Here is a 15,663-nt window from a genome sequence, read left to right on the forward strand (position 1 = left end):
TACAGCAAGCTAATATTTTGAAGTATCCCACATCGTGTGCAATTGAAAGGCTTGGTGCTGTACAAGAAGGTGTATTGCGAAATGAGAGACAATTGCCAAACGGTTATGTAAGAGATGCAGTTGTATATAGTATTATTGCAAGTGAATGGCCGGTTATAAAAGAACAACTATTACAAAAACTAGCTGCATATAAATAAGGAACTATGGTCAAATATATAAAACCGAGATACTCCCATTTTTTCGGTTTGAGGGTATCTTGTTTTGGTTCTGTTGCAAAGTTTTTCGAATTGAACTAAACTGTAGGGAAAATGAGATAAGGAGAACGATGCATGGGTTATTTCAAAGGAAAACAATTTTAAAAGGATGTTATTTTAGTAGCCGTCGGCTATTATTGTCGTTTTTCTTTAAGTTATCGTGATGTATCTGAACTTTTGGGAGAACGTGGAATATCGGTTCATCCTACAACCATCAGGTGTTGGGTTCATGAATAGAAACCATTCATGCTATATCTAAACGAAACCGCAGTTTACAGCCAAACTGCGGTTTTTCAACGTACAAGGAACTACATAAATTATTAGTCACTGCCTAAATGGTTCCCCCTCATTTATCAATACCTGTTTCTGCTTTTAAAAACTTTGCAACAGAACCACTCATCCTGAATCGATAGATTCATACAAAAACGCCATCCTTTCTGTATATTTCTACAAAAAGAATAGCGTTTTTTTCGTTTTATGGATACATTTTTTAGCTTGCTGGCGATGGGGTATCGTCACATCGCTATCAAGCTAAGAAAATACAACTACCCCCAGAACGAAAAAATAAACAAAATTCCCATGGACACCTATGAAAAGATGAAATTTCCGCTTTAGGAGCACTTTAAAATGTTAATTTGATGGGCCCCTAGAAGACATTACATTCATTTCTGTTGGCTTTATTAATTCTTTGGTAGTATTTGCAATGGAGTTCATGTTATCACAAAGATAAAAGACATGTTGTATATTTTAGAATTGACATGACATTATATTATTTTTATACTGTTAGTAACATATTACTGTTAACGACAGTATAATGTTATTAACAGTAATGTTATTAATGTTATGATGACAAAAAATATTTTTTACATTTAATCTAGGAGGTTAGATATTTTATGAAACATACAGGGAGACATACAGGTGCTTTTCTTTTGCTGTTTTTAACAGAGGGAGATAGTTATGGAGGGAAACTTCTGCAGAAATGTGAGGAAGAACTTCCCATCAATCCAATTGATAGTGCCATCATATATCGTACACTCAAAAAATTAGAAACAGAAGGTGCTGTTGAATCTTATTTGGACACATCTGATCAAGATAAGCCGAGAAAGATGTACAAAATTACTACAGTGGGAAAAAAACAATTAGAAGAGTTTCAAATAGATATTGAAGAAAAAATTAAAAATTTATCATTTTTCTTAAATAAATTCGAAAAATGGAAGGGGTATAATCATGATTAATGGTACTATCCTTTACACTATAGCTATTATTCTTACCAGTATTTCTTTTATAAAAGATCGAAATAAAACAAAAGATGCTCTATTAAAGTCATGGAAAATGTTTCGTAATCTTATACCTTCCATGCTATCAATTATGCTTTTCGTTGGACTATCACTATCTATATTAACGCCTTCCTTCATTTCTTCCATCATTGGGGAAGAATCTGGATTCATCGGTATTGTTTATTCAGCAATAATTGGCTCTGTTGCACTCATTCCAAGCTTTGTTGTATTTCCTCTTGGAAATACATTGGTCCAAAATGGTGCGGGCCTCCCTCAAGTTGCGGTATTAATGTCTACATTAATGTCAGTAGGAATCACAACTTTACCGATGGAACAAAAGATATTTGGGCGAAGTTTTGCTTATTCTCGTAATGCGTTTGCATTGTTAATGTCTCTCATATTCTCGTATATTATTTGGATGGTGATGGTATGAATGAATTAAAAAGGTATCGTTTCTTTTTCATTTTACTATTGGGACTCATTATATTGACTTTTATAAACCAATCGTTGGGATGGAACGCATTTCAATTAACAGGAAAAAGTATTTTAGATATGCTGTTTCTACTTCCTCCTGTCTTAATATTCGTAGGGTTGTTTGACCAGTGGGTGAAGAAAGAAACATTAATTAAATATATGGGAGAAAAATCTGGAATCTATGGCATCTTATTCTCCCTATTATTAGGAGGAATTGCAGCCGGTCCCCTCTACGTAGCTTTTCCCATTGCGGCACTTTTATTAAAAAAAGGAGCGAGCATACGGTACATTGTATTTTTTTTAGGAGTTTGGACAACCGCAAAATTACCGGTTATTGTATATGAATTTGCCTCATTTGGAGTTGAATTTACACTCATTCACATTTGTTTTGGTTTATTCTTTTTCTATTTAATGGGTGTTATTTTTGAGAAATTTTATGACCATCGACAATTGTTAAAGTATGATATAACTAAAGAAATTTAGATTTAGATCAATAAGTCTTTAAGCTCCTCAATCCCAAATTCTTTTGTAACTGTAGATTTTAAATAGCATTTAATCAAAAATTCTTTATAAACCAGCAGTTTAAGATAGGATAGGGGTCACCTTACATCGCAATCAAGTTAAGAAATTGATTGCTCTCGCTATTTAATTTTATGTAATCGGAGAATTTTGATTAACGTTCTATTGAAGGGGTACCGACCCACATCTATCAACTTAAGAAAAGTAAACACCCTAAAAAGAAAGAATGTGCTTTTTTTGTTACAAATGAACACAAAATTTCGTTCTATGAGCGCTATAAATTTTTAGGTTGATGGAGATGGGCTAGTACCGCATGGCCATCAACCTAAGAAAAGTAATCACCCCAAAAACGAAAAAAAGAGCTGACTTCTCAAAGTAACTAACTGTAGAGAAAGAAACTTTTCAATTTGGGGGTACTTCAAAAGTTTAGCTTGATGGGCATGGGGTTTCCCCCTAATACTATTTTTTTAAAAAGACACATTTACCATTACTATAGTTACCTATAAGTAACCTACGCACATGAAAGTGCATCATTGTCTTTTTACATAAACATAGATACACTTTTAATATAATAAACAACTGAGAAGATTAAGGAGTGTTATACTTGGCAGAATTATTACAAGGTAAAAATGCTTTAATTACAGGAGCAGGTAGAGGGATTGGTCGTGCTGTAGCGATCGCATTAGCGAAAGAAGGCGTAAATGTAGGTCTATTAGCTCGTTCAGAAGAAAACTTAAAAGCTGTAGCGAAAGAAGTAGAAGCAGAAGGCGTAAAAGCTATAATTGCGACTGCTGATGTATCTTCGTATGAAGAGGTAACGGCTGCAATTGAAACGTTAAAAAATGGTTTAGGATCTATCGATATTTTAATTAATAATGCTGGTATTTCTAAGTTTGGTAAGTTTTTAGAACTAGAAGTTGCTGATTGGGAAAAAATCATTCAAGTGAACTTAATGGGTGTATACTATGCAACTCGTGCCGCTTTACCGAGCATGATTGAACAACAATCTGGTGATATTATTAATATTTCATCTACAGCAGGACAAAAAGGTGCACCTGTAACAAGTGCATACAGTGCTTCCAAATTTGGTGTTCTTGGTTTAACAGAATCGTTAGCGATGGAAGTTCGTAAACATAACATTCGTGTAACAGCTTTAACACCAAGTACAGTAGCGACAGATATGGCGGTAGATTTAGGGTTAACTGATGGAAATCCTGATAAAGTAATGCAAGCAGAAGACATTGCAGAATTTATCGTAGCACAGCTGAAATTAAATAAACGTACATTTATTAAATCTGCTGGACTTTGGTCTACTAATCCGTAAGGGCTAAATTTATAAGCAAAGAAGGGATATCTATTCTGTAATGGAGTGGGTGTCCCTTCTTTATTTTTTATGTATGAAACAGAATTTTCGGTATAATTAAATGTGAATGGTAGAAAAGCATTAAAAACTTGAAGGGATGGTATTTCCATGAGTACGATTGAGAAATGGACGGCTGTTGATCAATATATGAGTGATTGTATTAATACCAAAAGATTCTACATTAGAAGAAGTTCTTCAAGCAAACGCGGTAGCTAATTTGCCGGCACATGATGTATCGCGAACTCAAGGGAAGTTTTTACAACTATTAGTACAAATTCAAGGAGCTCGTAATATTTTAGAAATTGGTACTCTAGGTGGATATAGCACAATATGGCTTGCAAGGGCATTGCCATCAGGAGGACGAATTGTTACATTAGAAGCAAGTGAAAAGCATGCTGAAATTGCTCGTAGTAATATTGAATGTGCCAATTTGAGTGATAGTATTGAAATACGAGTAGGATTAGCTTTAGATTCTTTACAGCAAATAGAAAACGAGAAGTATGAACCGCTTGATTTTATTTTCGTAGATGCTGATAAACAAAATAATCCTGCTTATTTTGGATGGGCACTGAAACTATCACGCCCTGGTACTGTAATTATTGGGGATAACGTAGTACGTGAAGGAGAAGTGATTGACAATACTAGTAGTGATCCTCGTGTACAAGGGATACGTCGTTTCTATTAATAGCTGCTGAGCCACGTGTAAGTGCTACAGCGCTTCAAACGGTAGGAAGTAAAGGGTACGATGGATTTGTAATGGCAGTCGTAAAAGAATGATGTAAGGAGACAAAAGGGATGAAAAAGAAGTTTCAAAAATTATAACGTGTATCGTGTGTAGCGTATGTAGCTCGTGGACCTCCAACATACATAGCACCATATATATATTAAAAAATTGGAGGTTATAAGTAGATGAGAACTGAAAGAGAAATGCTAGACTTAATTATAAATACAGCAAAAGAGGATGAAAGAATTCGAGCTGTCATCATGAATGGATCACGTGTAAATCCACATGTGAAAAGAGACTGTTTTCAAGACTATGATATTATTTATGTTGTAAAAGATATACAATCTTTTACGTCTAATCATAATTGGACTCATAGATTTGGAGAAATAATGATCGTACAAATGCCGGAAGAAATGTCATTAGTTCCAGCAGATGGAGACGGGAAATTTCCGTATTTAATGCAGTTCATGGATGGGAATCGTATTGATTTAACGCTAGTTCCAGTGAATTTAATAAATAAGTTCGTTGGACAAGATAGTTTAAGTAAACTGCTTCTTGATAAAGATGATTGTATTGAAGAATTTCAATCATCAAGCGATAAGGATTACTTAATAAAAAAGCCTACAGAAAAAGAGTTTTTGGATTGCTGTAATGAATTTTGGTGGTGCAGTACAAACGTAGGGAAAGGACTATGGAGAGAAGAACTTTCTTATGTGAAAGGGATGCTTGAAGGTCCAGTACGAGATATGTTAATCATAATGCTAGAATGGCATATTGGTATGAAAACAGACTTTACAGTTAATGCAGGGAAGTTTGGTAAGCATTTTGAGCAATATGTTGACAAAGGTATGTGGGAGCAATTTAAAAGGACATTTTCAAATGCAGAATATGAAAACATTTGGCAGTCATTCTTTGTAATGGGAGATCTGTTTAGGAAAGTTGCGAACGAATTTGCTAACACTTATGGTTATCAATATCCGCAAGATGATGATGACAAAGTGACGAGCTATTTAAAACATGTGAAGGCTTTGCCGAAAGAGAGTACAACGATATATTAATTTTATAAAGTAGTAAGACTGTCCTAATTACGGACAGTCTTATTTTTGTTCAGGAATAAGAATTTCTCTAACAAAGTGCATATAAACGACATATGAAATTTTAGGGAGGTTTTTTATCATGTGTTATTTTTATATACCAGAAATTTTCGTTCCATTTCAATGGGGACTAGAACGAGATATTTCGTATGCTTATATGCCATATAACTCATTTTACTATGGAGACTATATAAGCACATTGCCATACGCATTAAATATCCTTCAAAATTATGAAGTCCAAATGAAAGAAGAGGAGCGGGGATCATGGACACCGTTTTCGTGGGTCGAAAAATATGCGTATGCATTTTCAGGACCATACAATAAAGCGGAAGTAGCTCTTACATTTGATGATGGACCAGATTTAGTATTTACACCAAAAATATTAGATAAGTTAAAAAAACATAATGTGAAAGCTACTTTTTTCCTTCTCGGCGAAAATGCAGAAAGGTACCCGAACGTAGTGAAGCGCATAGCGAATGAGGGGCATGTAATTGGTAATCATACGTATAATCATCCGAATTTAGCGAAAGTAAATGAGGCTGAGTACCGTAATCAAATTATAAAAACAGAAGAAATATTAAATCGTTTAGCTGGTTATGCACCGAAGTTTATACGTCCACCGTACGGTGAAATACTTGAAAATCAATTAAAGTGGGCGACAGAGCAAAATTTTATGATTGTACAGTGGAGTGTTGATACAGTTGATTGGAAAGGGGTAAGTGCTGATAACATTACAAATAATGTGTTAGGGAATTCATTCCCAGGTAGTGTCATACTTCAGCATTCAACTCCAGGCGGACATTTACAAGGATCTGTAGATGCGCTAGATAAAATCATTCCGCAGTTAAAAACGAAAGGAGCACGTTTTGTAACACTTCCAAGTATGTTTCAGACATCTAAAGAGAGAAAATAAGACTGTTAATAATTGGAATTCACAAAATTGTATAGTATAATGTAAGTGTAAGTTAGGAGGTGGATATAATTGATGTATGCACTAGTAAATATAGGAATGAGCATGTTGATTGGTGTTATATTTATACTTGCGGCACTTATTCTTCAAAAAAATCCACCGACAGATATTAACGCAGCATATGGTTACCGTACGAAACGATCTATGAAAAATAAGGAATTATGGGATGCGGGTAACAGGTATAGTGCAGAAGTGATGAAACAAAATGGATACATTATTATGTTAATTGGAAGTGTTATTAGTATACTATTTAGATATCCTCATACAACTTTAGTGATTATGGTTGTTATGCTGTTGTTAATCATTCACTTATTTATGCGAGTAGAGAAAAAATTGAAGATACTTGAACAATAATGAAAAAATATGACTCCCTAGTAATATAAACTGGGAGTCATATTTCATGTGCAAACTATTATTTTTTTAACAATTCTGTTCCTTGTTCTACAACAAATTCATAGTATTCAAGATCATACGGATAAATATCTTCAAATGTTATTGTTATCGGCCTACTGTTTAAAACAGAAATAGTCGTTAAAGATGAAATATTTCTTTTTAGTAGTTGCAGAAAAGAAGTTGCATGTACTTTCATCACATCGTCTACTTCTTCACCTGGTGCAAATGGAAGTGGGTTTATTACGTTGTGAAAATACATATGGCAAAACTCACGATCAATAAGATTTGAAATTTCATAATCTATTTTAAAGATACCTTTGTATGCTAAATCAGTAGTTTGAAAAGAAAGCCCCAATTCTTCTTCAATTTCACGTAGGCCACCCATTTGTACATCTTCATCATGCATAATGTGTCCAGCGGATGTAATATCCCATATACTCGGAGCTTCTTTTTTATTTTTAGAGCGTAATTGGAAATATAAGAACATATCCTCTTCATCTTTTTCTACAAACCAGCAATGAAATGTTTCGTGCCAATCACCGTCACGATGCACTTCATCACGTAATTTCTTTCCAAGTGTATTTCTTTCAGGATCAAATATTGTTAACCATTCTGTCATTTTAATTCCCCTTTCTGCAAATTTTATTATACAATATTTGTATTGAATTTTGGAAAAATAAAGAAAAAAGAGGTGGTTATAAGTGGAGATTGAGAGTAAGGAAATAAAATCAATAATTTCAACTGAGGAAGAATTACGACAAATATTGGGGCAACCTAGTGAACGTGCTTTGAAAAAAGTTATTTCATCACTTGATCATCATTGCGTAGATTTTCTGTCCAAATCTCCTTTTCTAGTATTGTCTACTGCAAATAAATTAGGAGAGTGCGATGCTTCACCGAGAGGAGACGCACCTGGATTTGTATATGTATTAAATCAAAATAAAATTGTGATTCCAGAAAGACCTGGTAATCGTCGTATAGACTCTATTTTAAATATTATTTCGAATCCAAATGTAGGGTTAATCTTTCTTATTCCTGGTCTTGGGGAGACACTCCGAATAAACGGCCGAGCATACATTACAAATGATGAAGAAATTTTGAAAGAAATGCAGGCGAATGGACGCAATCCGTTACTTGGAATTGTTGTTGAAATAGAAGAATGTTACATTCATTGTGCAAAAGCTTTTATTCGTTCTAATATGTGGGATCCAGAATCTTGGTTAAATAAAAAAGAGTTACCTTCAGCAGCAAAAATGTTACTAAAGCATGCGAAAGTGAATGCTTCAGAAGAAGACGTTGCACGTTCTTTAGAAGAAAGTTATAGGGAAAGATTGTATTGAAAAATTACTTTATAAATATAGTGTTAAAGTGTATAACTCTTTTTGTTTTAGAAAGAGATTCTAATATGAATATTGTTGGCTTGTATGTAATGAATATATGTGAGAGAGAATAAGTTCATTTTAGGTAATTTATTATCTTAAAATATAATAATGCATTCTCTTAAAAATAGTGAAGAAAAATAGGCTTGCTTTTTAAAATTTTCATAACTATAATAAATTAACAAATAGACATGAACGAAAAAGTAACGATAAGGACATGAGATTATTTTTACGGTTTACAGAGAGGGAAGCCGAGGCTGTGAGCTTCCTAACACGAGAAGTGATTTTACCACCTTTGAACTTCAATAGTGAACGAGTAATCTAGTAATTATTGACGGTATCAGCCGTTATCTGAACTTGAGCAATCTAGAAGGAAATCAGTCTAGGTTGGAACAAGGGTGGAACCACGAAAACACATTCGTCCCTTTACTAGGGATGGATGTGTTTTTTTTATAGGTTTTTAGATTGAAAATTTAAAATAATTAAAAAATATATTGATTTTGTTTTTTATGCGAGTATAATGAATTAACAAATAAACATGAACGAAAAAGTAACGATAAGGACATGAGATCATTTTTACGGTTTACAGAGAGGGAAGCCAAGGCTGTGAGCTTCCTAACACGAGAAATGATTTTACCACCTTTGAACTTCAATAGTGAACGAGTAATCTAGTAATTATTGACGGTATCAGCCGTTATCTGAACTTGAGCAATCTAGAAGGAAATCAGTCTAGGTTGGAACAAGGGTGGAACCACGAAAACACATTCGTCCCTTTACTAGGGATGAGTGTGTTTTTTTTATTACTTTGAAAGGAGGTGCTGTAACATGAAACGATTAGCATGTACGGGAATAACCACCACTTGCATGATTAAAAAGCATAGTAAGGTGATTGATAGGTGTAACAATTAAACTTTTTAGGAGGAGATTAGAAGATGAATAATGTTATTAATGTTGGGGTAATCGGTTTAGGTACAGTCGGAAGTGGTGTTGTTCATATTTTGAAAGAACATTATAAAAAAATCGCTCTTGATACAGGATATGAAGTGAAGGTAAAGACAGTCGTTGTACGTGATTTGGATAAAGAACGTGATGTTTGCATTGATGGAATCGTAGTAACAAGTAATGTCGATGAAGTTCTAAATGATTCAAATATTGATATTGTAGTAGAGGTAATGGGCGGAATTGAGGAAGCAAAACAGCATATTGTTAAGGCTTTACAAAATAAGAAGCATGTCGTAACAGCAAATAAAGATTTAATGGCTGTATACGGTACAGAGCTACTGCAGTTGGCGAATGAAAATAATTGTGATTTATGTTATGAAGCGAGTGTAGCGGGTGGGATTCCGGTGTTAAGAGGATTAACTGACGGGCTAGCTTCCGATCAAATTGAAAAAATAATGGGAATCGTAAATGGAACAACAAATTACATGTTAACAAAGATGAGTCAAAATGGATGGTCGTATGAAGAGGCTTTACAGGAAGCGCAAAAATTAGGGTTTGCGGAATCGGATCCGACAGCAGATGTAGATGGACTGGATGCGGCGAGAAAAGTAGCGATCCTTGCAAACTTAGGTTTTTCGATGAATGTTTCTCTAGATGATGTGCAAGTGAGAGGGATTCGAAAGGTCGAAAAAGAAGATTTAGAAATGGCCGAAAAGTTAGGATTTACTATGAAATTAATTGGCAAAGCGGAGAAGCAAGGATCAGCCATTCATTTAAGTGTAGAACCGACTTTATTACCAAGTCATCATCCATTATCGAATGTAAATAATGAATTCAATGCAGTGTATGTTCACGGTCAAGCGGTAGGGGAAGTGATGTTTTACGGACCAGGGGCTGGGAAGTTACCAACTGGTTCTGCTGTCGTAAGTGATATTATTTCAATCGTTAAAAGCATGAATCAAGTTCCGAAAAATAAAAGTGTGTTAAAAGAACCAGAGCCTTACGAATTACAAGGAGATGAAGAAGTAGTCTCGAAATATTTCTTACGTATCTCATTACGAGATGAGCCAGGGATGTTGCAAAAAATAACAGAATGTTTCGTTAATTATTCTGTAAGTTTAAAAGAGGTTATCCAATTACCTTTAAATCGAGAACTTGCAGAAGTCGTTGTTGTGACACATCGAACTTCAAAATATCAATTCGAACGAGTTTTAGGAGCGATAGAAGCTGTCGCAAGTGAAATAAACAGTTACTACATTATTGAGGAGGAAAAACAATATGTATAAAGGACTATTAAAACAATATGCTTCTTATTTACCAGTGAATGAAAATACACCTGATGTCAGTTTAATGGAAGGGAATACACCTCTTATTCCATTATTAAATATATCAAAGCAATTAGGGATTCAGTTATACGGGAAGTATGAAGGAGCGAACCCGACAGGGTCTTTTAAAGATCGTGGCATGGTAATGGCGGTTGCTAAGGCAAAAGAAGAAGGTTCGGAGGCAATCATTTGTGCATCGACAGGTAATACATCGGCATCGGCTGCAGCATACGCGGCACGCCTCGGAATGAAATGTATTATCGTAATCCCGGAAGGAAAGATTGCGCATGGGAAATTGGCGCAAGCAGTCGCTTATGGCGCCGAAATCATTTCAATAGAAGGAAATTTCGATGATGCACTTAAGGCTGTAAGAAATATTGCTGCAGAAGAGCCAATTACATTAGTTAACTCGGTGAATCCTTACCGAATTGAAGGGCAAAAAACAGCAGCATTTGAAATTTGTGACCAATTGCAAAGCGCACCAGATGTTCTAGCTATTCCTGTTGGGAATGCGGGAAATATTACAGCATACTGGAAAGGGTTCTGTGAATATGAGAAAGAAAAAGGCTATAAGAAGCCAAGAATTCACGGCTTTGAAGCGGAAGGAGCAGCTGCAATTGTAAAAGGACATGTAATTGAAGCACCTGAAACAATTGCAACAGCGATTCGTATTGGTAACCCGGCAAGTTGGTCGTATGCAGTAGAGGCTGCTGAGCAGTCTCATGGTGAAATAGATATGGTATCAGATGAGGAAATATTACATGCATATAGATTGTTAGCAAAAACGGAAGGAGTTTTCGCAGAACCAGGATCCAATGCTTCATTAGCAGGCGTAATTAAACATGTTCAATCTGGAAAAATCAAAAAGGGAGAAACAGTTGTTGCAGTATTAACTGGAAATGGTTTGAAAGATCCTGATATCGCTCTTTCTTCTAATAAATTAGACATTGCAAGTGTTGCAAATGATATAGAACAAATTAAAGATCATATTAAAGGGGTGATTATGTCGTGATACCATTAATCGTTCGTGTTCCTGCTAGTACAGCGAATGTTGGACCTGGATTTGATTCGGTTGGAATAGCTTTGTCATTGTATTTAGATGTGGTAGTAAAAGAAAAAACTGATAAATGGCAAGTAATCCATTCCTTTGAAGATTCAATTCCGACAGATGATAAAAATTTAATCGTTAGCACGGCATGTAAAGTATGTCCTTCTTTATCGCCCTATATAATAGAAGTTACTAGTAATATTCCTCTAACACGGGGGCTAGGAAGTAGCGCATCGGCGATTGTAGCAGGAATAGAGCTTGCGAATCAACTTGGTAATTTGAACTTAACAACTGATCAAAAAGTTCAAATTGCAACAAATTTTGAAGGGCATCCAGATAATGTTGCGGCTTCTATTTTAGGTGGAACTGTAATCGGAGCACTTGATGGAAAGAATGTTTCGGTTGTAAGAATTGAGAGTAAGGAATTAGGCGTAATTTCTCTTATTCCGAATGAGGAGCTAAATACGGATGAAAGTCGGTCTGTATTACCAGAGGTGTTTCCGTTTCATGAAGCAGTTAAGGCTAGTGCGATAAGTAACGTATTAGTAGCTGCGTTATGTCAAAAGCGGTGGGAAGTTGTAGGTGAAATGATGGAAAGAGATCATTTTCACGAGCCGTATCGTTTAGAACTCGTACCGTTATTACCATCAATTCGGAAATGTGCAAAAGAATTCGGAGCGTATGGCACAGCGCTTAGTGGTGCGGGACCATCTATATTTATTTTAACACCTTATGAGAAACGTCAAGAAATTGCTGAGCAATTAGCGAAAGTATTTACAGCTATGAAAGTTTGCGAGCTTGAAATCGATCATAAAGGGATTACTGTAAATAAGGAAGAACATATTGGATTATAAAGGAAGCTAGCAGCGCTAGCTTTTTTAAGTTATTGAGAATCTATTTTTAGCTGGAATTTTTCAGGAGAAATAATGTTTTAAAAAGAGAATATTAAATGAATATTAATTTTGTATAATTGAATAAAGAGCGATTTTGGAGGTGATTATATGAGTTCAGAAGAGTCACCAGAAGAAAAAAGAGAACGTATGAGACAAAGTGAATTAAAAAATAATCCTACCGGTTCTTTGAATGATGGACTCAACAGGGCGGAATCAGGTAACCCCGTTGATATGGCAGGTGGTATGAGTTGGAAAAGCACAGGAGTAATAATTTTAATACTAATTTTAGGATATATTATATACACTTACTTTTTCAGTTAAGAAAAGTTTGTTAAAGATTTGATTTGTTTGGTCTGAAAATTAGTGAGAATGAAAAAAGTACGTATTGTATTACATATTTTTTCTAAAGTAAATTTTGTTATATTCATGAAGTAATATTTAATATTACAAATAGAGCTAGCGATATGCTAGCTCTATTATTTTTTGCCACATTCCTGTAACAAAGCCCCTGTATATTCAGTGGTGGAGGTGCAGAAGATGAAAAAAATGATAGCGATATGTCTTCTTACAACTATGTCATTTTCGACTTTAGTCGGGTGTGATGTAAAAGATAATAATGCTGTACAAGAGTCTAAAATAAAAAAAACGACGTATAAAGATTTTACTTACGATGTAAATCCAGAGACTTTCACGTTAACTGTAGAACATGATGGTGTAAAGGAACAGGCATCACAACCGTTACCGAAAATGAAGGTGTCGAATGTAATAAAAGACAAAGATCGCACATCGTGGGAATATCCAGATCAAAAAGTAAAAGTAAACTTAGAAAAGATAAAAGATCATTTAAATATTGAAGTGGAATCGACTGGTGCAGAAAGCTTTACATGGCCGAAAGTACAAGCTGAAAATTATACACTTCCGTTATGGGAAGGTAAGCAAATTCCAAGTAATGATGAGAATTGGAAGAAGTTTTTAAAGGATGATGCATATTCATTTGCTGAATCATTTTCTATGAAGTTTTTTGCATTAAATGGTTCTAAATATTCGATTGTATATATCGTAAATAATATATTTAACAATGAATTGAAATTTCATTCGGACCCGAAAATAGGGTTTGATTTTATACATGAATTTCCGAGTATAAATAAAAATAAAACATATGGATTTCAGTTATATGTGACAAATAATGATGCAGTAAGCATTGCTAAACTGTATAAGGATAATATTGTTAAAAAAGGTGAATTTAAAACATTACAAGAAAAGGCTAGTAAAAATAAAGAAATCGAAAAACTATACGGAGCGGCTCATTTTTATTTTTGGAATCAAAATGGTTTATCAGAAAGTAACGTAAATTGGCCGAAGGTAAGAGAGCAAATAAATAGCCCTGTGTTTAGCCATATAAAAGGTCTCATTCAAAAAAATAGTTCAGAGCCCGAAGAACTGAATGTTTTTGAACAAGTAAGTAAACAAGATTTCATTGATAAGTATCAAAAAAATGTTATTTTACGCTATGTAAACGAAGCATTATCAATGAAGGAATTGTATAAAGAGGATGTTTTCCCGAAAGTTGATCAGGAAGCTAGTGCGTTTTTAAAGAAAGGTGTAGATCGCTTATCGAAGACAGAGCTGTATAGCTTAAATAAACATTTATTAAAGTCAGCGCTCGGTGATGCGATTGAAGAAGTAAGTAAATGGGGTAACGCAGATGGAACGGATATTATAAAGGAAATGAAAGGAGCAGGAATAGACAAAGCGTGGATTGGTCTACCGAACTGGGAACAAGGATATATGCAACCTAATTTTGTTACAGAAGCTAAGAAGTTGGGGTATTTAGTTGGTCCATATGATTCTTATCACTCTATTCATGAGAAAGGTGATAAAAATTGGAATACAGCTTCCTTTAATGATCCATCGTTATATGAAGAAGCAACTGTAACGAAGAAAAATGGAGAAAAAGTGCAAGGGTTTTTAGGTAGAGGTCGAAAACTAAATCCGACATTATCACTTCCTAGCGTAAAAGAGCGAATGAACGATATATTACAAAATGGCCCTAAATATAATTCATGGTTTATCGATTGTGATGCGACGGGTGAAATTTATGATGACTATTCAACGAAACATATCACGACACAAGAACAAGATTTAAAAGCAAGATTAAAACGAATGGACTATATTGCGCAAGAAAAAGGCATGGTAGTCGGCTCTGAGGGCGGAAATGATTTTGCAAGTAGTACGATTGCATTTGCTCATGGAATTGAAACGCCAGTTATTAAATGGGACGATGAGGATATGAGGCAAAACAAAACGAGCCCGTATTATGTTGGTGGATATTGGTCACCAAATCAAAATGTTCCAGAAAAATATGCAAAACAAGTACCGTTGAAAGAAGAATATAAACAAGTATATTTAAATCCAGTATATTCGGTACCGTTATATAAATTAGTATACAATGATTCCGTTATTACAACACATCACTGGGAATGGGGAAGTTTGAAAGTAAAAGATGAGGTAGGAAATCGTATGTTGTATGAGTTATTGTATAATGTTCCCCCGTTATACCATTTAGATGAAGTAGAGTGGAAGAAGCATAAAAAAGAAATTACACAACACTTGAAAGTTTGGAATGAAGTTCATGAAAAAGCAGTAAAAAAAGAGATGACGAACTTTGCATACCTGTCAGAAGATAAATTAGTACAATCTGCTTCATATGGAAAAGATATTAAAATCATTGTAAATTTCTCTAATGATGATGTGGAAATAGAAAAAACAAAAATAAAAGCAAAATCAGCTTTAATCATTAATAAAGGGAAGCAAATCATGTATACACCAACTTTTAGAAAATAGTATATATAAATTTAATGTTTAATTTTAATGAATAGTGACTTGCCAAAAATAAGCACTAGAGTATAATGTGAAATGGAATACATATTGGATCCATGAAGCAACCTTACAAAATTGTAAGGTAATTGAAAGGAAATTCAATATGAAGATTTATAGACTTACATTAT

14 protein-coding genes, 3 pseudogenes and 2 other annotated features are annotated in these 15,663 nt (G+C 34.5%); of the genes and pseudogenes, 16 read left to right on the forward strand and 1 reads right to left on the reverse strand.

The window, feature by feature from the left end; genetic code table 11:
* Positions 1-38: 38 nt before the first annotated feature.
* The 10 genes and pseudogenes from ACQKNR_RS18970 to ACQKNR_RS19015 form a co-directional block, all read left to right on the forward strand.
* Positions 39-197, forward strand: a pseudogene (locus ACQKNR_RS18970) (GNAT family N-acetyltransferase); the annotation flags it as partial.
* 171 nt (positions 198-368) lie between these two features.
* A pseudogene (locus ACQKNR_RS18975) lies at positions 369-488 on the forward strand (IS6 family transposase); the annotation flags it as partial.
* Between the two features lie 659 nt (positions 489-1,147).
* Entirely contained in the window at positions 1,148-1,489 is a 342-nt protein-coding gene (locus ACQKNR_RS18980) for a PadR family transcriptional regulator (RefSeq protein ID WP_427319593.1), read from the forward strand.
* Entirely contained in the window at positions 1,482-1,964 is a 483-nt protein-coding gene (locus tag ACQKNR_RS18985) for a hypothetical protein (protein WP_427319595.1), read from the forward strand. Before ACQKNR_RS18980 ends, ACQKNR_RS18985 begins: the two co-directional genes overlap by 8 nt.
* Positions 1,961-2,488 (forward strand): permease, encoded by a 528-nt coding sequence (locus tag ACQKNR_RS18990; RefSeq protein WP_427319597.1) that lies wholly within the window; start codon positions 1,961-1,963, stop codon positions 2,486-2,488. Before ACQKNR_RS18985 ends, ACQKNR_RS18990 begins: the two co-directional genes overlap by 4 nt.
* A 640-nt stretch (positions 2,489-3,128) precedes the next feature.
* Entirely contained in the window at positions 3,129-3,848 is a 720-nt protein-coding gene (locus ACQKNR_RS18995) for a 3-ketoacyl-ACP reductase (RefSeq protein WP_142322811.1), read from the forward strand.
* Positions 3,849-3,995: 147 nt separating this feature from the next.
* Positions 3,996-4,664 (forward strand): annotated as a pseudogene (locus ACQKNR_RS19000) (O-methyltransferase).
* A 132-nt stretch (positions 4,665-4,796) separates the two neighbouring features.
* Positions 4,797-5,669 (forward strand): aminoglycoside 6-adenylyltransferase, encoded by an 873-nt coding sequence (locus ACQKNR_RS19005; RefSeq protein WP_427319599.1) that lies wholly within the window; start codon positions 4,797-4,799, stop codon positions 5,667-5,669.
* A 118-nt stretch (positions 5,670-5,787) separates the two neighbouring features.
* Positions 5,788-6,618, forward strand: a complete 831-nt coding sequence (locus tag ACQKNR_RS19010; protein ID WP_427319601.1) for a peptidoglycan-N-acetylglucosamine deacetylase — start codon at positions 5,788-5,790, stop codon at positions 6,616-6,618.
* Between the two features lie 72 nt (positions 6,619-6,690).
* Positions 6,691-7,029, forward strand: a complete 339-nt coding sequence (locus ACQKNR_RS19015) for an SdpI family protein (RefSeq protein WP_427319603.1) — start codon at positions 6,691-6,693, stop codon at positions 7,027-7,029.
* Between the two features lie 58 nt (positions 7,030-7,087).
* Here the strand turns inward: ACQKNR_RS19015 and ACQKNR_RS19020 are convergent, their stop codons facing one another.
* The gene (locus ACQKNR_RS19020) at positions 7,088-7,687 is read right to left on the reverse strand and encodes an NUDIX hydrolase (RefSeq protein WP_427319605.1); all 600 of its coding nucleotides are present in this window, start codon (positions 7,685-7,687) and stop codon (positions 7,088-7,090) included.
* 82 nt (positions 7,688-7,769) lie between these two features.
* On the opposite strand from ACQKNR_RS19020, the gene ACQKNR_RS19025 reads away from it, so the two are divergent.
* From ACQKNR_RS19025 to ACQKNR_RS19050, 6 genes are all read left to right on the forward strand, one after another.
* Positions 7,770-8,408 carry a pyridoxamine 5'-phosphate oxidase family protein gene (locus ACQKNR_RS19025; RefSeq protein ID WP_427319607.1) on the forward strand — a complete coding sequence of 213 codons (639 nt, stop codon included), beginning with the start codon at positions 7,770-7,772 and terminating at the stop codon, positions 8,406-8,408.
* 236 nt (positions 8,409-8,644) lie between these two features.
* Positions 8,645-8,876 (forward strand) — a binding site (T-box leader).
* A gap of 115 nt (positions 8,877-8,991) precedes the next feature.
* Positions 8,992-9,223, forward strand: a binding site (T-box leader).
* A gap of 156 nt (positions 9,224-9,379) precedes the next feature.
* On the forward strand, positions 9,380-10,675 hold the full coding sequence (locus ACQKNR_RS19030; protein ID WP_427319609.1) for a homoserine dehydrogenase: 1,296 nt from the start codon (positions 9,380-9,382) through the stop codon (positions 10,673-10,675).
* The gene (gene thrC, locus ACQKNR_RS19035; protein WP_427319611.1) at positions 10,668-11,726 is read left to right on the forward strand and encodes a threonine synthase; all 1,059 of its coding nucleotides are present in this window, start codon (positions 10,668-10,670) and stop codon (positions 11,724-11,726) included. Before ACQKNR_RS19030 ends, thrC begins: the two co-directional genes overlap by 8 nt.
* Positions 11,723-12,616: a homoserine kinase gene (gene thrB / locus ACQKNR_RS19040; RefSeq protein WP_427319613.1), complete on the forward strand. Its 894-nt coding sequence runs from the start codon at positions 11,723-11,725 to the stop codon at positions 12,614-12,616. Before thrC ends, thrB begins: the two co-directional genes overlap by 4 nt.
* A gap of 147 nt (positions 12,617-12,763) precedes the next feature.
* Positions 12,764-12,976 (forward strand): DUF6366 family protein, encoded by a 213-nt coding sequence (locus ACQKNR_RS19045; protein WP_427319615.1) that lies wholly within the window; start codon positions 12,764-12,766, stop codon positions 12,974-12,976.
* Between the two features lie 216 nt (positions 12,977-13,192).
* Positions 13,193-15,499, forward strand: a complete 2,307-nt coding sequence (locus tag ACQKNR_RS19050) for a glycoside hydrolase (protein ID WP_427319617.1) — start codon at positions 13,193-13,195, stop codon at positions 15,497-15,499.
* Positions 15,500-15,663 lie beyond the last annotated feature (164 nt).

The sequence above is a fragment of the Bacillus sp. NPDC094077 genome, assembly GCF_050279465.1.
In the GTDB taxonomy this organism is placed as follows: domain Bacteria; phylum Bacillota; class Bacilli; order Bacillales; family Bacillaceae_G; genus Bacillus_A.